24 protein-coding genes and 1 riboswitch are annotated in these 25,024 nt (G+C 72.8%); of the genes, 20 read left to right on the top strand and 4 right to left on the bottom strand.

The features are described 5' to 3' along the window. Positions 1-49 precede the first annotated feature (49 nt). The 5 genes from KR546_RS19655 (at position 50) to KR546_RS08355 (ending at position 5,550) form a co-directional block, all read left to right on the top strand. Entirely contained in the window at positions 50-1,189 is a 1,140-nt protein-coding gene (locus tag KR546_RS19655; protein ID WP_338019123.1) for a pyridoxamine 5'-phosphate oxidase family protein, read from the top strand. Then, entirely contained in the window at positions 1,186-2,022 is an 837-nt protein-coding gene (locus tag KR546_RS08370; RefSeq protein WP_238444251.1) for an ABC transporter ATP-binding protein, read from the top strand. The genes KR546_RS19655 and KR546_RS08370 overlap by 4 nt, the downstream gene beginning before the upstream one ends. Then, positions 2,019-2,846 (top strand): ABC transporter permease, encoded by an 828-nt coding sequence (locus KR546_RS08365; RefSeq protein ID WP_238444250.1) that lies wholly within the window; start codon positions 2,019-2,021, stop codon positions 2,844-2,846. Before KR546_RS08370 ends, KR546_RS08365 begins: the two co-directional genes overlap by 4 nt. Before the next feature lie 4 nt (positions 2,847-2,850). Continuing rightward, positions 2,851-3,942 (top strand): ABC transporter substrate-binding protein, encoded by a 1,092-nt coding sequence (locus tag KR546_RS08360; protein ID WP_238444249.1) that lies wholly within the window; start codon positions 2,851-2,853, stop codon positions 3,940-3,942. A gap of 198 nt (positions 3,943-4,140) precedes the next feature. Beyond that, on the top strand, positions 4,141-5,550 hold the full coding sequence (locus KR546_RS08355; RefSeq protein WP_238444274.1) for an NAD-dependent malic enzyme: 1,410 nt from the start codon (positions 4,141-4,143) through the stop codon (positions 5,548-5,550). A 185-nt stretch (positions 5,551-5,735) separates the two neighbouring features. Here the strand turns inward: KR546_RS08355 and KR546_RS08350 are convergent, their stop codons facing one another. Then, positions 5,736-5,933 (bottom strand): hypothetical protein, encoded by a 198-nt coding sequence (locus tag KR546_RS08350; RefSeq protein WP_238444248.1) that lies wholly within the window; start codon positions 5,931-5,933, stop codon positions 5,736-5,738. Between the two features lie 244 nt (positions 5,934-6,177). Here KR546_RS08350 and KR546_RS08345 point away from each other — a divergent pair, with 244 nt between their 5' ends. The 9 genes from KR546_RS08345 to KR546_RS08305 all read left to right on the top strand — a co-directional run bounded on the left by KR546_RS08345 (position 6,178) and on the right by KR546_RS08305 (position 15,965). Next, a complete protein-coding gene (locus KR546_RS08345) occupies positions 6,178-7,128 on the top strand; it encodes a helix-turn-helix transcriptional regulator (RefSeq protein WP_238444247.1) in 951 nt (316 codons plus the stop codon). Between the two features lie 75 nt (positions 7,129-7,203). Next, a riboswitch (TPP riboswitch) is annotated at positions 7,204-7,329 on the top strand. Continuing rightward, positions 7,323-7,979 (top strand): thiamine diphosphokinase, encoded by a 657-nt coding sequence (locus tag KR546_RS08340; protein WP_238444246.1) that lies wholly within the window; start codon positions 7,323-7,325, stop codon positions 7,977-7,979. (Overlaps the previous riboswitch by 7 nt.) A 60-nt stretch (positions 7,980-8,039) precedes the next feature. Continuing rightward, positions 8,040-9,206: a thiamine ABC transporter substrate-binding protein gene (locus KR546_RS08335; RefSeq protein WP_238444245.1), complete on the top strand. Its 1,167-nt coding sequence runs from the start codon at positions 8,040-8,042 to the stop codon at positions 9,204-9,206. A gap of 136 nt (positions 9,207-9,342) precedes the next feature. Further along, positions 9,343-10,968, top strand: a complete 1,626-nt coding sequence (locus tag KR546_RS08330) for an ABC transporter permease (protein ID WP_238444273.1) — start codon at positions 9,343-9,345, stop codon at positions 10,966-10,968. A 262-nt stretch (positions 10,969-11,230) separates the two neighbouring features. After that, complete coding sequence (locus KR546_RS08325) at positions 11,231-12,325, top strand: ABC transporter ATP-binding protein (RefSeq protein ID WP_238444244.1); 1,095 nt, start codon at positions 11,231-11,233, stop codon at positions 12,323-12,325. 110 nt (positions 12,326-12,435) lie between these two features. After that, positions 12,436-12,837, top strand: coding sequence for an NYN domain-containing protein (locus KR546_RS08320; RefSeq protein WP_238444272.1), 402 nt, complete (start codon positions 12,436-12,438; stop codon positions 12,835-12,837). Positions 12,838-12,855: 18 nt separating this feature from the next. Continuing rightward, on the top strand, positions 12,856-13,932 hold the full coding sequence (locus KR546_RS08315) for an alpha/beta hydrolase (protein ID WP_238444243.1): 1,077 nt from the start codon (positions 12,856-12,858) through the stop codon (positions 13,930-13,932). After that, on the top strand, positions 13,929-14,684 hold the full coding sequence (locus tag KR546_RS08310) for an esterase family protein (RefSeq protein WP_238444242.1): 756 nt from the start codon (positions 13,929-13,931) through the stop codon (positions 14,682-14,684). The genes KR546_RS08315 and KR546_RS08310 overlap by 4 nt, the downstream gene beginning before the upstream one ends. Positions 14,685-14,726: 42 nt before the next feature. Then, on the top strand, positions 14,727-15,965 hold the full coding sequence (locus KR546_RS08305) for an ATP-grasp domain-containing protein (RefSeq protein ID WP_238444241.1): 1,239 nt from the start codon (positions 14,727-14,729) through the stop codon (positions 15,963-15,965). A gap of 13 nt (positions 15,966-15,978) precedes the next feature. Here KR546_RS08305 and KR546_RS08300 read toward each other — a convergent pair whose 3' ends face one another. Continuing rightward, entirely contained in the window at positions 15,979-16,899 is a 921-nt protein-coding gene (locus KR546_RS08300) for an alpha/beta hydrolase (protein WP_238444240.1), read from the bottom strand. 149 nt (positions 16,900-17,048) lie between these two features. Here KR546_RS08300 and KR546_RS08295 point away from each other — a divergent pair, with 149 nt between their 5' ends. Then, positions 17,049-17,222, top strand: coding sequence for a CsbD family protein (locus KR546_RS08295; protein ID WP_238444239.1), 174 nt, complete (start codon positions 17,049-17,051; stop codon positions 17,220-17,222). A 94-nt stretch (positions 17,223-17,316) separates the two neighbouring features. Here the strand turns inward: KR546_RS08295 and KR546_RS08290 are convergent, their stop codons facing one another. After that, entirely contained in the window at positions 17,317-17,460 is a 144-nt protein-coding gene (locus KR546_RS08290; protein WP_238444238.1) for a hypothetical protein, read from the bottom strand. 155 nt (positions 17,461-17,615) lie between these two features. On the opposite strand from KR546_RS08290, the gene KR546_RS08285 reads away from it, so the two are divergent. The 5 genes from KR546_RS08285 (at position 17,616) to KR546_RS08265 (ending at position 22,854) form a co-directional block, all read left to right on the top strand. After that, on the top strand, positions 17,616-18,704 hold the full coding sequence (locus KR546_RS08285; RefSeq protein ID WP_238444237.1) for an ArsR/SmtB family transcription factor: 1,089 nt from the start codon (positions 17,616-17,618) through the stop codon (positions 18,702-18,704). A gap of 59 nt (positions 18,705-18,763) precedes the next feature. Continuing rightward, positions 18,764-19,873: a branched-chain amino acid aminotransferase gene (locus KR546_RS08280; protein WP_420804247.1), complete on the top strand. Its 1,110-nt coding sequence runs from the start codon at positions 18,764-18,766 to the stop codon at positions 19,871-19,873. Positions 19,874-20,015: 142 nt separating this feature from the next. Then, on the top strand, positions 20,016-20,480 hold the full coding sequence (locus KR546_RS08275; RefSeq protein WP_338019119.1) for an ATP-dependent zinc protease family protein: 465 nt from the start codon (positions 20,016-20,018) through the stop codon (positions 20,478-20,480). Beyond that, on the top strand, positions 20,477-21,655 hold the full coding sequence (locus KR546_RS08270) for a succinylglutamate desuccinylase/aspartoacylase family protein (protein ID WP_274387798.1): 1,179 nt from the start codon (positions 20,477-20,479) through the stop codon (positions 21,653-21,655). Before KR546_RS08275 ends, KR546_RS08270 begins: the two co-directional genes overlap by 4 nt. Continuing rightward, the gene (locus KR546_RS08265; RefSeq protein ID WP_238444234.1) at positions 21,652-22,854 is read left to right on the top strand and encodes a RimK family alpha-L-glutamate ligase; all 1,203 of its coding nucleotides are present in this window, start codon (positions 21,652-21,654) and stop codon (positions 22,852-22,854) included. The genes KR546_RS08270 and KR546_RS08265 overlap by 4 nt, the downstream gene beginning before the upstream one ends. Positions 22,855-22,905: 51 nt before the next feature. Here the strand turns inward: KR546_RS08265 and KR546_RS08260 are convergent, their stop codons facing one another. Further along, positions 22,906-24,975: an acyltransferase family protein gene (locus KR546_RS08260; protein ID WP_238444233.1), complete on the bottom strand. Its 2,070-nt coding sequence runs from the start codon at positions 24,973-24,975 to the stop codon at positions 22,906-22,908. Between the last annotated feature and the right edge of the window lie 49 nt (positions 24,976-25,024).

Genomic DNA, 25,024 nt, shown 5'->3' with positions numbered 1-25,024 from the left:
CGTGGATGGACTTCCCGTGGTTCGCACCGACTCGGAGAGGTGGGAGCGGGTGGGCACCTACGGACGACACGTGCCCGCGGTGGCGCGGGCGATCGACCTGCTGGAGGCCGTCGGGGACGCCCGGGACGGGCTGACGTCCGGACAGCTCGAGGACGTGGTCGACGGATCGCGCTCGGGACTGTTCGCCCTGCTCAACACCCTGAAGGACCGCTCCTGGCTGGCCCAGGACCCCGCCGGGCGCTACCGGGTCGGGCCGGGCCTGCGCCGGGTGGCGCCGCCCCTCGAACAGGACGACGACGCGCTCCGCACGGCCCTGGACGACGTGCTGGCCGACCTCCGGGTCGACGAGACCGTCGCGCTCGTGCGGCCGGCCGGATCGAGCCGCCTGGTCATCGCCGTCCACGAACCCGACCGGCCCGTCCGATGCGCCTACGGGGTGGGCCAGGAGCGCGGGGACGGCGGGGCGGACGCCCGCGCCTGCGCTCCCGACGGCCTGGACGACGACGCGGTCGCACGGGTCGTCGGCGACGAGGCAGTCGAGATCGCCGCACCGATCTGCCGGGACGGCCACCTCCCCATCGCCGCCGTTGTCGTGGGGGTCCCCCGCCAGCGGGCCGACGACGACCACCTGGCCGCGGTGGCACGCGTGGTGCGCGACCTGGCGATCGCCGTGTCCCTCCGACTGGGCGCGCCCCGGTGGCAGCCATGGGGGGCGGCGTCCCGCAGCGAACACCTCGAGCCCGGCCGACCGCTGGCACCCGACGAGGTCGAGGAGTTGCTGCGCGGTCGCCACGGTGCCCAGCTCGCCTGCCTGCGCGAAGACGGCACCCCCCACGTCGTGCCGTTGTGGTTCGACTGGGACGGCGAGTCGATGTGGCTGACCGCCTCCCCGGGCGCGTCCTGGGCGGGCTACGTCGGCACCGGCAGCCACGTGTCCCTGAACGTCGAGGAGCCGTGGCCCGCCCTGCGCCGGGTCTTCGTGACGGGCTGGGCCGAGCCGGTCACGACGGACGAGGTGGACCGGCTCGTCGACGGTGGGCTGGACGGCCTGCGCCGTCGGATGGCAGCGCGACACCTCGGCGCCGAGCAGGCCAGGTCCATGGTGACCTCCGGCGATGGCTGGACCGCGATCCGGGTGGTCCCCGACCGCATCCACGGCCGGGCCGGCCTCGCCGAGGCAGCAGCATGAGCCACCCCGCGCCCCCGACCACCGCCCCCCCGCCGCTGACCCTGCGGGGAGTCGGCCACGACCACGGCCGGGTCGTCGCCCTGGACGGGATCGACCTGGACGTGGCGGCCGGATCGTTCGTGGCCGTGGTGGGCCCGTCCGGCTGTGGCAAGTCCACCCTGCTGCGGCTGGTGGCCGGGCTCGACCGACCGACCCGTGGCCGGATCGCGATCGGGGACCACGACCCCGCCGAGGTGCGGCGGGCCAAGCAGGTCGGCTGGCTCGCGCAGCGACCGGCGTTGCTGCCGTGGGCCACGGTGCGCGACAACGTGGCGCTGGCCCGCGAGATCGTGGCCACCCCCCGGTCGGCGCCGGACCTGGATCCACTGCTCGACCTGGTGTCGCTGGGTGACTTCGCCGACGCCCTGCCCGGGCAGCTGTCGGGCGGGATGCAGCAGCGGGCCGCCCTGGCACGGATGCTGGCCCAGGACGCGCCACTGTGGTTGATGGACGAGCCGCTCGCCGCCCTCGACGAGTTGACCCGCGAGGGCCTGGCCGCGGACCTGCTGGGGATCTGGGAGCGGTTGCGTCCCACGGTCGTGTGGGTCACGCACCACCTCACCGAGGCGGTGTCGCTGGCCGACCGGGTCGTCGTGCTCGGCCCCCGCCCCGGCACGGTGGTGGGTGACCTGGAGGTGGACCTGCCACGCCCCCGCGACGTCACGGCGCCGGCCGTCCAGGACCTGGTGCGCGAGGCGCGGCACCTGTTGGGGTCGGTCGACGAGGTGACGGTGGCGACGTCCGACCTCGCTCCACGCCGGGTCGCCGGCGCCGGACCGGGGGCGCGGGCATGAGCCTGCTCGACGTCCCCGACACGCGAGCCGACACGACGGGATCGCCGACGGCGGACCCGTCGCCGGCTGCCGCGACGAGGTCGCGGGTCACGCCGGTCGCCGGTGTCCTGCTGCTGGTTGGCGCCGCCGTGGCCTGGGAGCTCGGGGTCCGGCTGACCGGCACGCCCGAGTGGATCGTCCCGGCGCCGACGGCCGTGGTCCGCGCGCTCGTCGACGGCGCGTCGAGCCTGGCCCCGGCGGCGCTGGTGACCCTGGGCGAGGCCGCGGCCGGACTGGTGCTCGGCACGGCGGTCGGGCTCGCACTGGCCGTGGTGATCACGTTCTTCCGCAACCTCGAGCAGGCGGTGCTGTCGATGGCCCTGCTCGCGAAGTCGACCCCGATCATCGCCGTGGCCCCGATCCTGACCATCTGGCTGGGGTTCGGCCACGCCCCGAAGGTCCTGGTCACCGCCCTGCTGACGTTCTTCCCGATGCTGGTCAACGCCCTGGAGGGGTTCCGGTCGCTCGACCCGGCGATCGAGGACTGGTTCGCCTCGGTCGACGCCGACCCGGTCACGGTGTTCCGCCACGCGCGCTGGCCCACCTCGTGGCCCTACCTGTTCGCCGCCCTGAAGGTGTCGGCGCCACTGGCGATGATCGGCGCGGTCGTGGCCGAGTGGATGGGCGCCTCGTCGGGGCTGGGCCGCTCGATGTGGCTGGCCTACACCAACCTTCGCATGCCCGCGCTGTTCGCGGCCGTGCTGGTGCTGACCGCGTTGTCCGCGCTGGTCTACCACCTCGTCACCCGCCTGGAACGACGTGCGCTGGCCTGGCGACGGGCCTGACGCCGTGACCCGAGGAACCGCCATCCACGTGCACACCTCCCTGCGCCGCCTGTTCGTCGCGGTCGGCCTGGTGGCCCTGGTGGCCGCCTGCTCCTCGACCCCCGCGGCCACGCCGACGACCGAGCCCACCTCGCCGACCGTGACCTCCTCCCCGGCAGGTGGAGCGACCGGCGAGGACCCCGTCGACGAGATGCGGTCCATGACCTTCATGGCCGGGTTCTCGCCACAGGCCAACCTGCCGTTCGTCGGGGTCTACGTCGCCGACGCGCAGGGGTTCTTCGCCGACCGCGGGCTGGACGTCGAGATCACCCACTCGGGGGGCGGGGGCGAGCACCTCCAACTGCTGTCCAACGACACCGTGCAGGTCACGACCCAGGACGCCGCCGTGCTGCTGGAACGCCGTGCCGACCCGGGCCTGCCGCTGGTCAGCCTCGCCCTGCTCGGCCAGGTCGGCCAGCAGGCCTACGTGTCCCTGGCCGACTCCGGCATCGAGACCCCGCAGGACTGGGCCGGGCACACCGTCGGGTTCAAGGGCACGCCCGCCCCCGACGTCTTCGCGATCATGGACGCCGTCGGGCTGGACCGCGACGAGGTCGAGCTGGTCAACGTCGGCTTCGACCCCCGGGTGCTGACCGAGGGCCAGGTCGACGTCTACCCGATCTACAAGTCCAACGAGCCGGACACGCTCGCCTCGTGGGGATACGAACTCAACCTGTGGGACGCGGCCGACTTCGGGGTGCCGACCCTCGGGCTGACCTACGTCGCCACGGCGGACACGGTCGCCGACGACCCCGACCTGCTCGACGACTTCGTCGATGCGGCCATGGAGGGCATCGCCTGGGCCGCCAGTCACCCTGACCAGGCCGTCGACATCGTGCTGGAGTGGACCGGCCCCGAGGCCGACCGGGACCACCAGCGCGCCATGCTCGACACCGAGCTCGCCGACGCCACCTCGCCGATGACCGACGAGCACGGCCTGGGCTGGCAGACCGCCGAGCAGTGGCAGGACCTCCACGACCTCCTGGTCGCCGAGGACGCCATCTCCGCCCCCATCGACGTCGACGACGCGTTCACCACGGACTTCCTCGGGGACTGAGCACGCACGGCACGCGTCGAGTGTGCGCATCGGGGCCACGGGCGGCCGCGATCCGCACACTCGACGTGGAACTCGACGTGGATCTGGGTCGCGGAGACGGGGAGGTGTGGCGGGGGGCGGAGTACGGTCGGGGACCGATCCGTCCCCTCCCCGGAGCGTCCCACCGTGCCGACCACCAGCGCGTCCTACGCGATCACCATGCGGCTGTACCTCGACCCCGAGGACCAGCGCGCGATCGGGCGCGTCACGACCGTCGTCGGCGACCACGGGGCCAGCGTGACGGCGGTCGACTTCGTGTCCACCCGCGACCAGCGAGTGACCGTCGACGTCACCGCCAACGCCCGTGACAGCGATCACTCGTCCCGGCTGGCCGAGGCCGTCGAGGAGCTCGAGGGCGTGCACGTCCACCGCGTCTCGGACCGCACCTTCCTGAGCCACCTGCGTGGCAAGCTCGCGGTGCGCTCACGCGTGCCGCTCAAGACCCGCGACGACCTGTCGATGGCCTACACCCCCGGCGTGGCACGGGTCTGCCTCGCCCTGGTCGACAAGCCCCAGGACGCCCGGTCCCTGACCATCAAGGGCAACACGGTGGCGATCGTCACCGACGGCACGGCGGTGCTCGGCCTGGGCGACATCGGACCCGTGGCCTCCCTGCCGGTCATGGAGGGCAAGGCGGTGCTGTTCAAGCAGTTCGCCGACGTGGATGCCTGGCCGGTCGCGCTGGACACGACCGACACCGAGGAGATCATCGCCATCGTCAAGGCGATGGCGCCGGTCTACGGCGGCATCAACCTGGAGGACATCGCCGCCCCCCGCTGCTTCGAGATCGAGGAGCGGCTCCGGGACGAACTGGACATCCCCGTCTTCCACGACGACCAGCACGGCACCGCCATCGTCGTCCTGGCCGCGCTGACCAACGCGCTGCGGCTGGTCGGCAAGGACATCGGCGACATCACCGCCACGATGGTCGGCGCCGGCGCCGCCGGTGTGGCGATCGCGAAGCTGCTCGTCGCCCAGGGCATCGGCGACGTCCGGGTGGTCGACCGTCACGGCATCATCGAGCGCGACAGTGACCAGCCCGACAGCGGCAAGCAGTGGATCGCCGAGACGACCAACGTGGGGCGTGTCACCGGCTCGGTGGTCGACTCCCTGGAGGGCGCCGACGTCTTCATCGGGGTGTCGGGCCCCAGCCTGTTCGACGCCGGCGAGCTGTCCCGCATGGCCGACGACGCGATCGTCTTCGCCCTGGCCAACCCCGAGCCGGAGGTCGACCCGATCCTGGCCCGTGACCACGCCGCCGTCGTGGCCACCGGGCGCAGCGACTACCCCAACCAGATCAACAACGTGCTGGCGTTCCCGGGGGTGTTCCGCGGTGCCCTCGATGCCCGGGCCCGTGCCATCACCGAGGAGATGAAGGTGGCTGCCGCGCTGGCGATCGCCGACACGGTCCACGCCGACGAGCTCCACCCGTTCCACATCATCCCCAGCGTGTTCAACACCGACGTCGTCCCCGCGGTGGCCGCGGCCATCCGCGACGTCGTGGAGCGTGGCGAGGACGCCGCTCCCGCACCATCGTTCGACCTCGAGGAGGCCGACGACCTGGTCTGACGACGGGTGGGAGCCCGGCCGGGGGGTCGAGAGATCAGCCGGGCAGCACAGAGAAACGGGGCGGGCCAGAGGCCCGCCCCGTTGGAGGGTGCCGGGGGGGTGGCACCCTGCTGGTCCTTGGCGCGGGGACGCCGGACCTGCTGCCGGCCGAGCGGGGGGGTGCGCGGCCGACAGCACGTTGTTGATCAGCCGATGTCGAAGATCCCCATGAACCCGAGAACCAGGTCCATGTCGAGGACATCCGACTTCTGGTTGCCGATGTCGAAGATGGCGGTGGCGCCCTGTTCGGGAGCCTTGTCCTCCGCAGCCGTGGCGGTCGTCGCGATCACCGAGCAGCCGACGAGCGTTGCCGCGGAGAGGAGAGCGGCGAGTTTCCGCTTCATGTGAGTCCTGTCCTTCCCTGTGGTTGGCAGTCGTGGACGGGCGTCCATGGGATAGTGTCTCCCCAGGACCTCACCGGCTGCGGGGGGATGGGCCGAATCCGTCTTCCAGAGACTTTATGGTGACGGTCGGCCGGAACGCGAGACGGATTGGTGGCCGCTTCCGGCGTGGCCGGTTCCGGACAGCGCGACGTACCCCTGCCACGACGGCCATTGGCCGCCCCCCAAGCCCGGAAAGGCGTCGACGTTGGATCCGCTCCACGAACTCGGTGCATCGGGTCCCGCGACCCGGGTCTACTCGCACCTGATGGCCCACCGTGCCACGTCGGAGGGCCGGTTGGCAAGCGATCTCGACATTTCGGCCGACGAGGTCAAGACCGCGGTGGAGGACCTCGAGTCACTCGGCCTGCTCGTGTGGGTCGATGGACGCATGGTCGCGGTCACCCCGCGCACGCCGCTGGAGCGGTATGCCCGAGCCCGCGCACGGGAGGCGGACCTGGCCCGCACGGCCGCCGAGCAGCTCGGGCAACTGTGGTCGCTGCACCAGGGACGGGCGGACTACCTCGAGATCGTCCCGACGATGGAGGCGGCACGACGCATCCAGGCCCGGGTGCTGGCCGACTCGCGCGACCAGGTCCGGGCCCTGTCGATCGGCTCCAGCACCGAGCGGCTCCGCATCGCAGAAGGGCTGTTCGAGACCCTCGATCGAGGCACCACGGTGCGGTCCATCTACGGCGCCGAGGTCCTGCGCAACCCCGGGGCCCTGGCCATGGTCCAGGACTGCATCCTCCACGGCGAGCAGGCCCGCGTCTTCCCCGGGGTGCCGATGAACCTCCTGATCTCCGACGACCTGTTCGCCCTGGTCGTGGTGCGGGTGGCCTCCAGCCGCCTCGCCGACGGCGTGATCATCCACGCCTCGGACTTCCTGGACACGATGGTGGGCGTCTTCGAGGCCTTCTGGCGTCTGGCCGTGCCGGTGTCGGGCTCGACCACCGCGGCCCACATCGACAAGGAGTCCACCGAGACCCGACGGCTGCTGACCAACCTCGCCGCCGGGCTGACCGACAAGGCCATCGCCCGGGACCTGGAGGTGTCCGAGCGGACCGTGCGTCGGCGGATCAGCCAGCTGCAGGAACTGCTCGGCGCCCAGACGAGGTTCCAGCTGGGCGTGCAGGCATCACGGCACGGCTGGCTGTAGGGCCCGCGTGCCGACATCGGCCGTGGCGGGTCGGTCGAGCGAGTCGTTAGGCTCGTCCTGCACGTCCTCGAGGCGTGTGCACCCCCGGGGAGCTCGGGCAGGACCGGGCTGAGAGGGTGGCTTGCCAGAACGTGGCGGCGCCACCGACCCGTGGAACCTGAGCTGGACAATGCCAGCGGAGGAAGGGGCGAGTCATGGTGTCGACCGCGGTGATCACCGCCGGTGGCGACGTGACCACCGTGTTGGCGCTCGCGCGGTTCGCCGCGCACCTCCCCGACTCCGCGGACGACGTCCGTGTCATCGCTGCCGACCAGGGCCTGGCGCTCGCGGATCGGCTCGACCTCGACGTCGACGTGCTCGTCGGTGACCTCGACTCGGTCGACCCGGAGCAGGTCTCCCGGGCGGTCGCAGCGGGCATCGACGTCCGCCGCCACAGCACCGACAAGGACGCAACCGACCTCGACCTCGCGCTGGACCTGGCGTTGGCGGGGGGCGCGCGCCACATCGTGGTGTGCGACGGGGGCGGTGACCGGTTCGACCACCAGCTTGCCAACGTGCTCGTGGCGGCCCGTGCCGCGCGGCACGCCCGGGTCACGGTCGTGACCACGCAGGCGGTCGTGTCGGTCATCACCGACGCGCGCGAGCTGCGTGGCTCGGTCGGTGACGTGGTCACGCTGCTGCCGGTCTTCGGCCGGGTGGACGGCATCGCGACCACCGGCCTGCTGTACCAGCTGTCGGACGAGTCGCTCGTCCCGGGTTCCAGTCGTGGGGTGTCCAACGAGCTCGTCGCTCCGGAGGCCCGGGTCACCATCGAGGCCGGCACGCTGCTGGCCGTCCAACCCGGGCGCTGAGTCGACGCGACGCCGGTGTCCCCGCCGGCGGTCCGCCCGACACCCACCAGGACCCACACCATGGACCAGTCCCTCCCCCGCCATCGACGCCCCACCCGCGGACGCGGCCTCCGACTCGCGGCCGTCGCCGCCGCCGTCGCGCTCCTCGCCAGCGCCTGCGCCGGTGAGGCCGCCGACGACCCGGATGCGCCTCCCGAGCCCTCCGGCGCCACCGAGGCAGCCACCGCGTCGACCGACCCCTCCGACGCGCCGACGACGCCGCAGGACCCGGCCGTGCAGCTGGTGACCCACGACTCGTTCGCGATCAGCGACGACGTGCTCGCGGCCTTCACCGACCAGACCGGCTACGAGGTCGAGGTCCTGCGCTCGGGCGACGCGGGCGCGACGGTCAACGCGGCCGTGCTCACCGCCGGCAACCCCCAGGGCGACGTCCTGTTCGGGGTCGACAACACCCTGCTGTCGCGTGCCCTCGACGCCGAGGTGTTCGTCCCGCACGAGCCGGCCGAGGCCGACGCGCTGGACCCCGCCCTGGTGCTGGACGACCAGTGGCGGGTGACCCCGATCGACCGTGGCGACGTCTGCCTCAACTACGACGTGTCGGCCTACACCGACGGCGAGCCGCCGAGCACGCTCGACGACCTCACCGAGCCGGACTACGCCGGCCAGCTGGTCGTGGAGAACCCTGCGACGTCGTCGCCGGGCCTGGCCTTCCTGCTGGCCACCTACAGCACGTTCGGCGAGGACGGCTGGGAGCAGTACTGGGAGGACCTGGTCGCCAACGACGTCGCGGTCAGCGCGGGCTGGGAGGACGCCTACTACGGCGTGTTCTCCGGTGCGGCGGGCTCCGAGGGCGACCGGCCGCTTGTCGTGTCGTACGCCTCCAGCCCACCGGCCGAGGTGATCTTCGCCGAGGAGGAGCTGGACGAGGCCCCGACCGGGGTGATCACGGCGTCGTGCTTCCAGCAGGTCGAGTTTGCCGGCGTGCTGGCCGGCACCGACAACGAGGCCGGGGCACGGGCCCTGGTCGACTTCATGGTCCAGCCCGAGTTCCAGGCCGACATCCCCCTGCAGATGTTCGTGTTCCCGGCGCGGACCGACGTCGAACTGCCTCCCGAGTTCGTCGAGTACAGCGCGGTCCCCGACGACCCGATCACGATGGACCCGGCCACCATCGACGACCGGCGCGAGGAGCTGGTGCAGCGCTGGACCGAGATCGTGCTCGGATGAGCGACCCGACCGGGCACGCCGCCAGCGGACGGTCCGGGTCGTGACGACCCCGGCCGCTCCGTCCCACGGGTCCGACGTGCCCGACGCGGCCCGCGCGATCACGCGGACGCTCCCGACCGGGTGGCGGGTCGCGACCGTGGCGGTGCCGGCGGTGTTCTTCGCCGTCCTGTTCGTGTGGCCGGTGGGCACCATCATCGCCACCGGGCTGACCGAGGCGGGTGCGGGTGGCGACGCGCTCGACGTCCTGCTCGCGCCCACCACCCGGCGGGTGCTGTGGTTCTCGACCTGGCAGGCAGTGCTGTCCACCGTGCTGACCCTGGCCGTCGGGCTCCCGGGGGCCTGGCTGGTTGCCCGGGTCGACGTCCCCGGACGCACGCTGTTCCGCGCGGCGGTGACGGTGCCGTTCGTGCTGCCGACGGTGGTGGTGGCCAGCGCCTTCACCGGACTGCTCGGGTCGGGGTCGCCGGTGATGGCGTGGATCGCCGGGCTGTTCGGACTGGACGCCCCGCCCCGCCTGACCCAGACCCTGGCCGCGGTCCTGCTCGCCCACGTGTTCTTCAACGTCGCCGTGGTGGTGCGCACCGTCGGGGGACGCTGGTCCAACCTCGACCCACGACTGGTCCGGGCGGCCCGGTCGCTGGGTGCCAGTCCGTGGCAGGCGTTCCGCACGGTCACCCTGCCGCTGCTGCGACCGGCGATCACGGCCGCCAGCGCGATCACGTTCCTGTTCACGTTCACCTCGTTCGGGATCGTGCTGATCCTCGGCGCACCCGGGATGGCGACGCTGGAGGTCGCGATCTACCGAGCGACGGCGCAGTTGCTGGACCTGCCGCAGGCGTCCACGCTGGCGCTGCTGCAGGTCGTGGCGGTCGCCGCCGCCCTGCTTGTCAACGCCCGGCTCGGCCGGGACCGGGCCGGCTCGTCGGGCATCACCACGGCCGCCCATCGGGGGCTCCAGCGTCCACGTGGGCTGCAGTGGGCGGGCGTCGGCGCGACCGTGCTGCTGATGGCGGTCGTGATCGGGCTGCCGATCGCCGTCCTGGTGGAGCGCTCGCTCGCCACGGCCGACGGGCACTCGCTGGCGTGGTACCGGGCCCTGGCCGATACCGACTCGGTGCTGGCGGTCGCGCCGTGGGAGGCGGTGCGGACGTCCTTGGTGTTCGCCGTGGCAGCGGCCGCGGTCGCCACGGTCGTGGGCGGGGCCGCGGCCGTCGCGATCACCCGGCGACGGCGCTCCACCTGGGGCCGGGCGTTCGACCTGCTGCTGATGCTGCCGCTGGGGGTGTCGGCCGTCACGGTCGGGTTCGGGTTCCTGATCACGCTGGACACCCCGCCGCTGGACCTGCGAGCGTCACCGATCCTGGTGCCGCTGGCCCAGGCGCTGGTCGCGATCCCGTTCGTGGTGCGGATCCTGGTGCCGGCCCTGGAGGCGATCGACGACCGGCTCCGCCAGGCCGCCGCGGTGCTCGGCGCCTCGCCCACCGGGACCTGGCGCCACGTCGACCTGCCGATCCTGTTCCGGTCCGCGACCGTGGCCGCGGGCTTCGCCTTCGCCATCTCGCTGGGCGAGTTCGGCGCGACCGTGTTCATCGCCCGGGCCACCAGCCCGACCATACCGGTCGCGATCTACCGGCTGCTCGGCCAGCCGGGAGCGATCAACCTCGGGCGGGCCATGGCGATGAGCTGCATCCTGATGGTCGTGACCATCGTGGTCGTCGCCGCCGTCGACCGGCTCCGCGTCGCCGACCTGGGAGCCTTCTGATGCCGGCCGCACCCGCCCCGCGACGAGCGTGTGCTGATGCCGTGCCAACAGGCACGGGAACCGCACACCATGTCCATCCCCCCGCGACCCATGCCACCTCCCACGGGGAATCGTGTGCTGGTGCCGTGCCAACAGGCACGGGAACCGCACACCGTGTCCGCAAGCCCGCGATCCCCGCCAGCACCCTCGGAGGATCGTGTGCTGGTGCCGTGCCGCGAAGCACGGGAACGGCACACCATGCTGGTGACGGGGAGGTGGGAGCGTGACGGGCTCGGAGGTGGCGGCGCGGCTGGCGGTCGAGGACGTCGCGGTGCGCTACGGGGCCGTGCTGGCGGTCGACCACGTCGACCTCGCCGTGGCCCCGGGCGAGGTGGTCGCCCTGCTGGGACCCTCCGGCTGTGGCAAGTCCTCCCTGCTCGCGGCGATCGCCGGGCTGGTCCCCCACGCCGGGCGCGTCCTGGTCGACGGCCAGGACGTGTCGCGCCGTCGCCCGGACCAGCGCGACACCGGACTGATGTTCCAGGACGGCGCGCTGTTCCCGCACCTCGACGTCGGCGACAACGTCGGCTTCGGCCTGCGGATGCGGGGGTGGGCGCCGGATCGGCGTCGCGCCAGGATCGACGAGGTCCTCGAACTGGTCGGGCTGGCGGGCCTGGGTGACCGGCGGGTCGACGCGCTCTCGGGAGGGCAGGCCCAGCGCGTGGCGCTGGCACGCGCGATCGCCCCCCAGCCACGACTGCTGCTGCTCGACGAACCACTGTCGTCGCTGGACCGGCGCCTGCGCGACCGACTGCTCGCCGAGCTCCCCGAGGTGTTCGCGGCCGTCGACGCCGCCGTCGTGCACGTCACCCACGACCAGGACGAGGCACTGGCCGTCGCCGACCGGGTCGCGGTCATGGACGCGGGCAGGATCGTCCGGCTGGACCCGCCAGGTGCGCTCTGGGACGACCCCCGGACCGCGTTCGTGGCCCGGTTCCTGGGCTGGCACGACGTGTTCGCCACGACCCGGGCCGACGCCGACGACGACCATCCCCACCTGCCGCTGGACGAGCGGATCCTCGCGACCCTCGGCCACCCGGCGCTGGTCGGCGTGGACGCCGCCCGGGTCGAGGTCGACACGGACCTGCCCACGACCCCGCGCGCCACCGACGGCGCGACGTCGTGGACCGGACACGTCGTGGCGCGCCACTTCGCCGGCGACCACGTCGCCGTCGACGTGGCACTCGACGAGGTGGAGACGGGCACGGGTCCGATCGTCGTGCGTGCCACCGGGCCGATCCACGCCATGCCGGCGGACGACGACGCCGTCGCCGTCCGGGTCCCCGACGAGGCGTGGCGGGCGCTCGCGGTGGACTGAGGCACGACGCCCGGATCGCGGCGGGCGCACGACGCAGGACGGGTGTCGAGGAGGACGAGGTGGACGACCACGACGAGCGGGACGAGCGGCCGTGGCTGCTGGTCGACGTCATGAACGTCGTCGGCTCCCGGCCCGACGGCTGGTGGCGTGACCGGACCGGTGCGGCGGCGGGGCTGGTCCGACGACTGGCACTGCTGGCGGACACCTCCGGGGAACGGATCACGGCCGTGGTGGACGGGACCCCGGACGAGCGCCTGCCCGACGGCGTGGTCGACGGCGTGGAGGTCCACCACGCCGGTCGGGGGCGCGACGCCGCCGACGACCGGATCGTCGACCTGGTGGGCACGTCCGACACGCCGGCCACGGTCGTGACGGCCGACCGGCGGCTCGCCGAGCGGGTCCGGGCCCGGGGTGCCGCGGTGGTCGGTCCGACCTCGTTGCTCGCACGGCTGCCGACCCCGTCCCCGACCACGTCGGAGTCCTCGGCGTCGTCGTCGGACGACCACCCCTGACGGCTAGGGTCACGTCCCATGGGTGCCCCGACCGTCGCCGACGACCGGCTGGTGTTCGCGGTCGACGACCCCGAGCACCACCTCGCCATGGTCCGGCTGGAGGTCGACGACGACCTGGTCGCCGACCACCGCTTCCGCCGCACCGCCGACGGGTGGCGCCTGGCGATCCCGTTGCCACCGCTGGGACGACTCGAGTACCGGTTCCTGGTGACCGACGACCACGGCGCGGCACAGGTCGTGCTCGACCCCGACAACCCGGAGCGGGTCGCCACGGCGTTCGGTGACCGCAGCGTCGCCCTCCTGCCCGGCTACGAGCCGCCGGCCTGGCTGGACGAACCCGGGGTCGAGGCCGTGCGCCACCACGACCTGGTCCCGACGGTCGTGGGCGACGTCCCGGTCACGACCTGGTTCCCGGCCGACCTCCCCGACACCACCCCGGCCCCGCTCCTGGTCGTCCACGACGGCCCCGAGTACGACCGGCTCGCCGGGCTGGGCCAGTGGGCCGCCAGCACCGTCGCGACCGGGCGGCTCCCCCGCTTCCGGATGGCCCTGCTCCAACCCGTCGAGCGCGACGCGTGGTACGCGGTCAACCCCCGCTGGCCGGACGCGGTCACGGCCGTCGTCGCCGAGGCGGACCGACGCCGACCCCGCCGTGGGGCGCTGGTGACCATGGGCGCCAGCCTGGGCGGACTGGCCGCACTGCAGGTGGCGCTGGCCGGCGGCGTGGCGACACGGGGGGTGTTCTCCCAGTCCGGGTCCTTCTTCCGTCCCGAGCTCGACCCCCAGGAGGGCGCCTATCCCCACTTCGACCGGGTCAGCGGCTGGGTCGCCGAGCGCGACACCGACGTGGTGACCGAGGACCGGCTGGACGTGGTCCTGACCTGCGGGCGTCGCGAGGAGAACCACGCCAACAACGTCGCCATGGCCGCGACCCTGCGTGCGGTCGGACACGACGTCGTGCTGCACGACCTCGACGACCTCCACAACTACACCGCGTGGCGTGACGGGCTCGAACCCGGACTGGGCGACCTGCTCGTCCGGACCTGGGGCGGGCCGGGCGACCCGCCGGCGTCCGGCGACGAGGAGACCCCATGAGCCCGCGCCATCTGGACCTGCCCCTGGAGGGACCACTGTTCGACCACGGGGCGTCGTTGTCGGTCCAGGTCCACGGCCACTTCGGGCGACCGGTGATCGTGTTCCCGTCCGAGGCCGGCCGGGCGTGGGACTTCGCCGACAACGGCATGGTGGATGCCGTCGGTGACCTGGTCGAGGCAGGACGGGTCAAGCTGTACTGCGTCGACTCGCTCGACGCGTTCTCGTGGTCGGACCGTGACGTCGACGTCGAGGAGCGGGCGCGCCGCCACGGGGCCTACCACCACTGGGTCGTGACCCGACTGCTGCCGTTCGTGGCCGACGACAGCGACGGGGCCGAACCCCTGGCGCTGGGCTGCAGCATGGGCGCCTACCACGCCGTCCACCTGGCCCTGCAGCGTCCCGACCTCGTGCCGCTGGCGATCGGGCTGTCGGGAAACTACGACGTCGAGCGCTGGCGTGCCTGGGGGCCGCCCGGCGAGGCCACCTACTTCGCCAACCCGACCGCCTATGTCGCGAACCTGCACGGCGACCACCTCGACTGGCTGCGCGAGCACGTCAGCCTCCTGCTGGTGGTGGGCCAGGGCGCCTGGGAGGTCGACCCGACGGGCTCGCTGCCGTCGACCCGGGCGTTCGCCGACCTGCTGGCCGACAAGGGCATCCGCCACGAGCTGGACGTGTGGGGCCACGACGCCGCGCACGACTGGCCGTGGTGGCAGCGCCAGCTCGCCCACCACCTCCCCCGGTTCTGCTGACCCGCGCCACCCATCCCGAACCCCCCCGATCCGGAGCACGACGTGAGCGACGTTGACGACCACCTCGTAGGACTGCTGCTCGGCACGGAGGAGGACTGGCCACATGCCTTCGAGGTCCTCGCCCAGCGGCTGGGCGTGTTCACCCATGCCGGCAACGACCACCGGATGGACACCGAGCGGGTCCGGATCACCCCCTTCTCGCTGCGCGACCCGGCCCGCCACGACCTCGTCATCGACCGGCTCGCCCACTGGTACTACCACCCGCGCGAGTGGCTCAAGAAGGTCGCGCTGATGGACGACGTCTACCTGTTGAACTCGCCGTTCACGTTCCAGTCGATGGAGAAGCACGCGGCCTACTGCGCGATGATCCGGCTGGGCCTCGACGTCCCCGAGACCGTGCTCGTCCCCTACAAGAACCCGGTCGACAACGTCCGCTGGGCCTACACCGCAGACCACTACAACGAGCCCTTCGACCTGCCCGAGATCGCCGCGGAACTGGGCTACCCGCTGTACATGAAGCCCTTCGACGGCGGCGGCTGGCGCGGCGTGTCGCGCATCGAGGGCCCCGACGACCTGCAGGCCGCCTACGACGCCTCCGGCGAGATGCTGATGCACCTGCAGCAGGCGGTCGACTACGACGTGTTCGTCCGGGCGCTGGCGATCGGTCCCGAGACGATGGTGATGAAGTTCCGGCCGGAGCGCCCGATGCACGAGCGCTACGAGGTCGCGCACGACTTCCTGTCGGCCGAGGCGGGCCGCGACGCGATCGCGATCACCCGGACCGTCAACGCCTTCTTCCGCTGGGAGTTCAACTCGTGCGAGATGCTGGCCGCCGGTGATCGGCTGATGCCGATCGACTACGCCAACGCCTGCCCGGACGTCGCGCTGACGTCACTGCACTACTACTTCCCGTGGGCGATGACGGCGCTGCTGCGGTGGTCGGCCTTCTGCCTGGCCACCGACCGACGCTTCGACGCCCACGTGTCGACCCCCGACTGGTTCGCGATCGCCGACGACCCGGACCGCACGTCGGCCGACCGGCTCGCCGCCTACGGCGAGCTCGCGGACCGCCACTTCGACACCGAGCGCTACCAGGAGTTCTGCGCCACCTCCCTGCCCCACGTCGACGAGCTCGTCCGGGAGTGGGTCGACTCGTCCGACTTCGACGACCTGCTGGTCCGCACGGTCCGCGCCACCTACCCCGACCACGAGCACGAACGGTTCCTGGCCCACTTCCGTGGCCTGCTCGACCTGTGGCGCCACGACCACTCCCCTGGCTGACCCCGCGGAGCTCTCACCTGGCGCGGGTCGCGCACCAGGCGGCGACCTGGTCCACGGCGACCGCCGCGGCGGACAGCGTGGCGAGGTGGCGGAAGAACCCGTGTGGCACGCCCTGGAAGCAGGTGCTCACGACGTCGACCCCGGCGGACTGGAGCGCCTGGGCGTACTGCTCGCCCTCGGCCCGCAGGATGTCGTGCTCGGCCGTCAGGACCAGCGCGGGCGGCAGCCCGACCAGGTCGGCGGCCAGGGGATCGAGGTCCGGGTCTCCGGCGGGATCCGGGCCGCCCGCTCCCAGGAACGCCTCCCAGTACCACCGCATGGCCGCCACGGACAGGCCCTCGGGGTCCCCGGCCTCGTCCGCGAGGTCGTCGAGCGCCGCTCGCTGCACGACCGGGTAGACCAGCGCCTGCCCGGCAAGGTCACGACCGGCGTCGCGGGCGCGGCGGGCCAGCACCGCCGCCAGGAACCCCCCGGCGGAGTCCCCGGCGACCACGATCCGGTCCGGGTCGATCGCGAGGTCGGCGACGTCGTCGCCCCCGGTCGCCAGGGCCTCCAGGACCGCCTCGCCGTCGTCGGTCGCCGCCGGCCACACGTGCTCCGGCGACAGGCGGTAGTCGACCGACACGACCACCAGCCCCGAGGCCCGGGCCAGTCGCCGACAGCCACCGTCGGCCGTCTCGAGACTGCCGAACACCCAGCCTCCCCCGTGCAGCCACACGACGGCCCCCGACGAGGCCGACGACTGGTCACGGCGTGGGAGGTACACCCGCGTGTCGACCCCACCGATGCGGCGCGCCACGACCTCGGCGACGTCCACGGGCTCGCCGGCCACGGCGGCCGCCTCCGCATCCCGCTGGGCCCGCTGGCGCACGACCTCGTCGGGACCGGGCGGACCGGCCCACGGCTCGACCTCGGTGGCGGGGTGCAACTGCATGGCAACTCCTGGACGGACGACGTCGCACGACCCGTCAGCGGGCCGTCGGGGGACGTGGGGGGACGTGGGGGGCCGAACGGACACGACGTCACGACAGGGTGGTTCGTACGCTCGCCGACACCAAACGACCCGCCATCAGTGAGGATGCCATGGGTACCGACAACGCGCGCGGCAAGGCCAAGGAAGCGGTCGGCAGGGCCACCGACGACGAGTCCCTGGAGCGCCAGGGCAAGCAGGACCAGGCCAAGGGTTCGGCGAAGGACGCCGGCCGCAAGGCCAAGGACGCGGCCCGGAAGGCCAAGGACGCGTTGACCAACGACTGAGCGCCGCAACGGACCCACACACACGATGCCGCGACCCCGTTGGGTCGCGGCATCGTTCGTTGCCCACGTGGTGCGGGCGATGGGAAGTCGGTGGTCAGCGGTGTCGCAGGCCGGGGATCCGGCGCAGTCGGCGAGGAGGCGTGATGCCGTCGCCGCGGGCACGACGATGGTCGTCCGCCTCGTGCAGCAGGTCGTCACGGTGGGCCGCGATCACCTCGATGGTGCCGATGGGAACCATGGTGGCACTCCTTCAGGGGTCGGGTCGACGTCGGGCGGCCCAGTGTGGGGCCCTGGCGCGATCCACGCGCGGTGATTGCACGGACACGGCAAACTCCCCACACCGGACGTCGGAGACCGCGTGACCCGTGCGACCAGCCACCCCGGGGCGCCGCCATGGCGGTGACGGTCCGGCTGGACGGGACCAGCTCGCTCGTACTGCCCACGCTGTCGCCGCTGGCGGAGCTCGGTGCCGCCCTGCACGTCCTGACCCGCCTCGACCACCACCTGTTCCTGGCCGACTGGCGGACCCGTGTGCTGGGACGGCTGCCCGGGCCGCTCGACCGCGAGCGCGTCGCGCTGGAGTTCCTGTGGGACGGCTACCGCGCCAACTTCCTCCTGGTGGTGTCCGATGCCCTGCCGCCGGTGCGCACGCTCGACGACGAGCTGGCGGCGCTGGCCGCGGTGCCCACCGAGCAGCTCACGACCGAGGCCCTGCAACCGCTGGGAACCCGACTGGGCGAGAACCTGTCTCCGGGGCATCGCCCCGGGGAGGGACCGGACCAGCTGCTGTCCCACGCCCGGGCGCGCGGTCCGGCGGTGGAGGACGTCGCCCGAGGCCTGCTGGAGGACCCCGCACGGGTGCAACGACGGCTCGTCGACTTCCTGGCCGGGTGTCGCGACGCGTTCTTCGGCGAGGAATGGGCGGGCCTGCGCCCCACGCTGGCCCGCAGTGTCGACGAGGCGACCCGGCTGCTGGAGGCCCGCGGCCCGACCGCGCTGCTGGCCGGGCTGGGCCACGGGGTCCGCGCCAGTGACGACGACGTCGTCATCGACAAGTCGTTCACGGCCACCATGGCGCCGAGCCCCGACCAGCCCCTGCACCTCGTGCCCAGCCTGCTGTGCCACCCGCACGTCATCGCCCAGCCCAACCCCCGGTGGCCCCTGTGCCTCCAGTACCCCGTGCACCGGCGGGCCCCCACCGGCGGGCTGCCCCCGTTGGAGGTCACGGCGGCACGGCTGGAGGCGCTGGCCGACCCGACCCGGCTCCGCCTGGCCGCGCTGCTGGCCAACGAGGCCCGGTCGACCCGCGAGCTGGCCGGCCTGACCGGGCTGACCGAGCCGACGGTCTCGCGCCACCTGACGGTCCTGCGCGAGGCCGGGCTGGTCGAGGTGCGCCAGCAGGGACACTTCCGACTCCACGACCTCGACCTGGACGTCGTCGGCGACCTCGGCCACGCCCTGCGAGCCAGCCTGCTCCGGTGATGACCGGGGCCGGGCCGGGGTGGAAGGGGGGACGGGGGAGGCAGTAGCGTGCAAGCATGATGACTGACACCGCCCTCGCCACGTCCCTGTCCTTCCCGGTCGAGGCATCGACCGACCCGGTCACCGATTCGGACCGCGCCGCGATCCTTGCCGACCCGGGCTTCGGACGGCACTTCAGCGACCACATGGCCGTCGCGACCTGGACCCTGGACGAGGGCTGGCACGACGACCGGATCCAGCCCTACGGACCGATCACGCTCGACCCGGCGGCAGCCGTGCTGCACTACGCCCAGGAGATCTTCGAGGGGCTCAAGGCCTACCGCCACGCCGACGGCTCGGTGTGGAGCTTCCGCCCGGAACAGAACGCCGCCCGGATGAACCGGTCCGCCCGCCGCCTGGCCCTGCCCGAGCTGCCCGACGGGGCGTTCCTGCAGTCGCTGCGCCAGCTGGTGTCGACCGACCAGGCCTGGGTGCCGGGGCTCGAGGAGTCCAGCCTGTACCTGCGGCCGTTCATGATCGCCAGCGAGAAGTTCCTGGGGGTCCGGCCGGCCCACGAGGTGACCTACTACGTGATCAGCTCGCCGGTGGGCCCGTACTTCGCCTCCGGTCCGGCCCCGGTCGACATCTGGCTGTCGCGCGACTACACCCGCGCGGCCCCCGGTGGGACGGGTGCGGCCAAGTGCGGTGGCAACTACGCCGCGAGCCTGGCCGCCCAGCAGCAGGCCACGGCCAACGGCTGCGCCCAGGTGTGCTTCCTCGACGCGACCGAGGGTCGCTGGGTCGAGGAACTCGGTGGCATGAACCTGTTCTTCGTCCACGCCGACGGCACGATCGTGACGCCGCAGCTGTCCGGGACGATCCTCGAGGGCATCACCCGCGCATCCGTGCTGACCCTGGCCGCAGAGTCGGGCCACGAGGTCGTCGAGCGACGCGTGTCGATCGACGAGTGGGCCGAGGGCGCCGCATCCGGTGCCATCACCGAGGTCTTCGCCTGCGGGACGGCCGCCGTCATCACCCCGCTGGGCACGCTGCGCGACGGGGACGCCACCATCACCATGGGTGACGGCGAGACCGCCGGCGAGGTCACGATGGCGCTGCGCCAGGCCCTGGTCGACATCCAGTACGGCCGGGCCGACGACCCCCACGGCTGGATGACCCGCCTGGCCTGACCTCCCCGACCTCGTCCCCCGCCCCGACCCGGTTCGGCCCGCAACGCCTCGCTCGGGCCGCGTCGTCGGCGACGTCCTCCCATCCTCCACACGACCGGACCGTCCATGCCCGACGCCACCACGCCGCCTCGCGTCCACGCCCGTGGGTGAGCGGGCTCCGGTCGCCGTCGGGTGGCGCGAGTGGGTGGCACTGCCCGACTGGGGTGTGGACCACATGAAGGCGAAGGTCGACACCGGCGCACGGACCTCGGCAATCCATGCCTGGGACCTCGAGCCGTTCGACCGGGACGGATCCCCGTGGGTCCGGTTCTCGCTGCATCCGTGGCAGGGCTCCGACGACGACCCGGTGCAGGTCGAGGCGCCGGTCGTCGACCATCGCGAGGTCCGCTCGTCCAGCGGAGACACCCAGCGCCGGCCGGTCGTGCACACCGACCTGCACCTGGTCGGGCTGGTGGCGCCCATCGAGCTCACGCTGACGAACCGTGACGAGATGGGGTTCCGGATGCTGGTCGGTCGCGAGGCACTGCGTGGGCGGTTCGTGGTCGACCCGGGACGCTCCTACCTCGGCGGCCGCCCGCCGGCCGACATCCGACGGCGCAACCGATGACCGAAGATCCGCCCCCGGCCCCGCCACTGTCGTCGGACCCGGCCCCGACGCGCCGACGGCGATCCGGACTGCGACGCCGACCTCCGTTCCGGATCGGGGACCTCGAGGTACGCGCGGGACGTCGCGAGACCGGTGAGCTGCCCGTGCCTCGGCTGGTCACCGGCACCCGCATCTCCCTGCCCCTGCGGGTCGTGCACGGGCGCCACGAGGGCCCGACGATCTGGATCTCGTCGTCGATCCACGGCGACGAGATCGGTGGCGTCGAGATCATCCGCCGCGTCAACGAGGACCTCGACCCACGCAGCCTCGCCGGGACCGTGATCATGGTGCCGATCGTCAACGTCCACGGCTTCCTGGTCGGCGATCGCTACCTGCCGGACCGCCGGGACCTGAACCGGTCGTTCCCGGGCTCGGCGACCGGGTCGCTGGCCTCGCGGATCGCCCACGTGTTCATGGAGGAGGTCGTGGCCCGCAGCGACGTGGGCATCGACCTGCACACCGGGTCGGACCATCGCACCAACCTCCCCCAGGTCCGGGGCGACCTCGACGACCCCCGCACCCGCGACCTGGCCGAGGCCTTCGGTGCCCCGGTCATGCTGCACGCCCGGGTGCGGGACGGGTCCCTGCGTGCCGCCGGCACGGCCGCCGGCAAGACCGTCCTGCTGTTCGAGGGCGGCGAGGCCCTCCGGTTCGACCCCCAGGCCATCACCGCGGGGGTGGACGGCATCCACCGGGTGCTGGCACGCCTGGACATGGACTCCGGCGTGGAGGTCGCCCCGCCACCCGTGCCGGTCGCCAGCCGCAAGAGCGCCTGGATCCGGGCACGCCGGAGCGGCATCGTCTCGCTGGACGTGGCACTGGGCGACCGCGTGGCCAAGGGCGAGCGGGTCGCGGTCGTGCACGACTCGCTCGGACGCAGGCTCTCCCAGGCACGGGCGCGCTTCGACGGGATCATCATCGGCCACACGCAGCACCCACTCGGCCACCAGGGCGACGCACTGGTGCACGTCGCCCGCATCGCCGACCTCGACGAGCACGACGGCGCCGATGGCCCGCCCGGCGTGCCGCCCGCCCCGGACCGCACCACGGAACCCACGTCGGACCCCCGCACGACGGATCCCGACACCACGACCGATCGCACCACGACCGACCGCCCCGAACCGGACTCCCCATGAAGCTGGCCATCCTCTCCCGCGCCCCGTCCGCCTACAGCACCCAGCGCCTCAAGACCGCCGCGCTCGAGCGCGGCCACGACTGCCGGGTGCTGGACACGCTGCGATTCGCGATCGACCTGTCAGGCGACGAGCCCGACCTGCAGTTCCGCGGTCGCCGGCTGTCGGACTACGACGCCGTCCTTCCCCGGATCGGTGCCTCGATCACCTACTACGGGTCCGCGGTCCTGCGCCAGTTCCAGCAGATGGACGTCTACACGCCCAACACCGCCAACGGCATCACCAACTCTCGGGACAAGCTGCGGGCGATGCAGATCCTGTCGCGCCACGAGGTGGGCATGCCCGCCACGGCGTTCGTCCGCGACCGCAAGGACGTCCTGCCCGCCATCGAGCGGGTCGGCGGCGCACCGGTGGTCATCAAGCTGCTCGAGGGCACCCAGGGCATCGGGGTGATCCTCGCGCCCGACACCAAGGTCGCCGAGGCGATCATCGAGACCCTGCACAGCACCCGCCAGAACGTCCTGATCCAGGAGTTCATCACCGAGAGCAAGGGTCGTGACATCCGGGCGTTGGTCATCGGCGACCGGGTGGTGGCCGCGATGCGTCGCACCGCCCAGGGCGACGAGTTCCGCTCCAACGTCCATCGCGGCGGGTCGGTGGAGGCCGTCGAGCTGGACGACGAGTACACCGCGACCGCCGTGCGCTCGGCCCAGATCATGGGGCTGCGGGTGGCCGGCGTGGACATGCTGGAGGGTGACGACGGCCCGCTGGTGATGGAGGTGAATTCGTCACCGGGCCTGGAGGGGATCGAGCGTGCGACCCGGCTGGACGTCGCGGGCGCGATCATCGACTACATCGACAACCAGGTGGCGTTCCCCCAGCTGGACGTGCACCAGCGGCTGAGCGTCTCGACCGGCTACGGCGTGGCCGAACTGCTCGTGCGCGAGGGCGCCGACCTGGTCGGGACGACGCTGGCCCAGTCCGGGCTGCGCGAGCGCGACATCAGCGTGCTGACGCTGCACCGTGACTCGACCGTGGTCCCCAACCCCCGAGGCAACCGGGTCCTGGAGCCGGGCGACCGCCTGCTGTGCTTCGGCAAGCTCGAGGAGATGCGCGACATGATCCCGACCCGTGCCCAGCGCCGGGCCCAGGTCCGGGTCCGCAAGCTGCGCACCCGCGACATCGATGCCGCGGCCGGCTGAGGGCGATGTCGGCGCGGCAGATCGCACCGTCCAGCCCGGGCCCGACCCTGGTCATTCCTCGTCGAGGCCCGACGAGACGAGGCAGTCCGACATGGGGTCGCCGTCGGCGGGCCAGGCCCGCGCCAGGGCCTGGGCCAGTCGCTCCGCGCGGTTGCGGTAGCCCTCGGACGTGTAGTGGATCTGGTCGTCGATGAACCAGTCGTCCCGGACCTCCGAGCGCCAGTCGTAGACCCGCAGGTTCGGCCAGGTCTCGCAGGCGGCCACGACCGCCTCGCTCCACGCCGCCATCTCCTGGTCCGCGTAGGGGCCGGTGTCCTCCAGGCTGCGGGTCGTGGTCCACATCGTCGGCTGTCCGTCGACCTCCTCCATCAGCATGGCGATGCGCTCGTCGAACGGGATCCCCCCACCGACCGCCTCGTTGGCGGCCTCGTTGGTGCCCATCGCGAGCACCCAGCAGCCGTCCTGGCCGTCCTCGACGAGCTGCGACACGCGCATGGTCGCGTTGGGTCGGTCCTTGAACCGCTCCACGATCGACATCGCCCCGTCGATCTGGGTGATGACCTCCTCGGCCCCGACCTCGGCGTAGCGCGCCGGGATCTGGTCGTCCTCGTCGGGCAGGTACGCCACGTCGTCCAGCCCGAGCGAGGTCGAGTCACCGACGTGCACGACGGAGGTGCACGCCGACGTCGACGACCCGTCGTCGGACGCGGGCGCCGCCGGGGCAGGCGTCTGGGCCGACTCCGGGGTCGCCGACGGACCGTCGTCCGCCGGTGCGCTCTCGGCCGGTTCGTCGGGGGTGGCCGCAGCGTCGCCCGGGTCGGGATCGGACGGCGACGGGTCCGGGTCGATGGTCGACTCGGCCTGCGCCGCGATGCCGCTGTCGGGGTCGGGGCCGGTGGACGATCCCCCGGCCAGGGCCACGCTCGACAGCGTCACGGTGGCCGCGGCACCCAGCACGACGGCGCGTCGCGCGACCGGTGCCTTCGGCCAGCGCCACCACGACGGCCGCACGATCACGGGCCGGTCCGCCAGGACCCCCATGCCGTGCCGGCGGATCGGGTCCTCGACCAGTCGCCACGACAGGGCGGCCAGGACGAAGCTGACCGTCACCTGCAGCCCGGCCCGGACCAGCGGCGCACCGGCCAGCACCGACGCGGGGGTGAACACGATGACCGGCAGGTGCCACAGGTAGATGCCGTAGGAGCGCTCACCCACCCACACCAGCGGGGCCAGGCCCATGGCGCGAGCGAGGCGTGACGCCGGGTGGACGACCACGCCGACCAGCACGACGGTGGCGATGCTCAGCAGCAGCAGGCCGCCGTCGTAGAGCACCTGGCCCCAGGGGTCGATGAACACGAACAGGCCCAGGATCGTGGCCAGGGCCACGATCCCCAGCCCGTCGACGATCGCCCGTGCACGGGGGGTGATGTCGGCGGTGATGCGGTCGGGACGCCAGATCATCGCCACGGCCGCGCCGACGAGCAGGCCACCGGCGCGCGTGTCGGTGCCCTCGTACACCCTGGTGGCATCGAACCCGGGCTGCGCCAGCACCGTCATCCACACGAACGACAGTGCGGCGAGGGCCATCGTCGTGGCGGCGACGCGGGTCATCCTGCCGCGGAACAGCTTCAGGAGCCCGAGCAGCAGGAGGGGCCACAGCAGGTAGAACTGCTCCTCGACGGCCAACGACCACAGGTGGTCGAACGGCCCCGGCCCGGCGAAGCGCTCGAAGTAGGAGACGTCGGAGGCGATCGTGGTCCAGTTGAACACGTAGAACAGCGCTGCCAGCGATTCGCGCACCCGGGTGCCGAGGTCGGCCAGGTCGACTGCGGCGGTGGTGGCGACGACCACCGCCAGCAGGAGGACCACGGCGGGCAGCAGCCGTCGGGCGCGGCGGATCCAGAAGTTCCTGAGGTCCAGGCCGCCGAGCCGGTCCCAGGTCCTGACGAGGATCCACGTGATCAGGTACCCGCTGAGGGTGAAGAACATCCCCACGCCCAGCAGCCCGCCCGGCAGCCACGCCGGGTCGAGGTGGTAGAGGATGACGGCCACGACGGCGATCGCCCGCAGCCCGTCGAGGCCGGGCAGGTACGTCGCGGAGCCGGATACGGGTCGGGGCACGGGCGTCGCCTGGGCAGGATCGGTGCGCGAGGATCAGGCCGGCGCTGCG

It is taken from the genome of Salsipaludibacter albus (assembly GCF_019798055.1).
GTDB classification, from domain to species: Bacteria; Actinomycetota; Nitriliruptoria; order Nitriliruptorales; family Nitriliruptoraceae; genus Salsipaludibacter; species Salsipaludibacter albus.
This window is presented reverse-complemented; position numbering and strand designations above follow the sequence as displayed.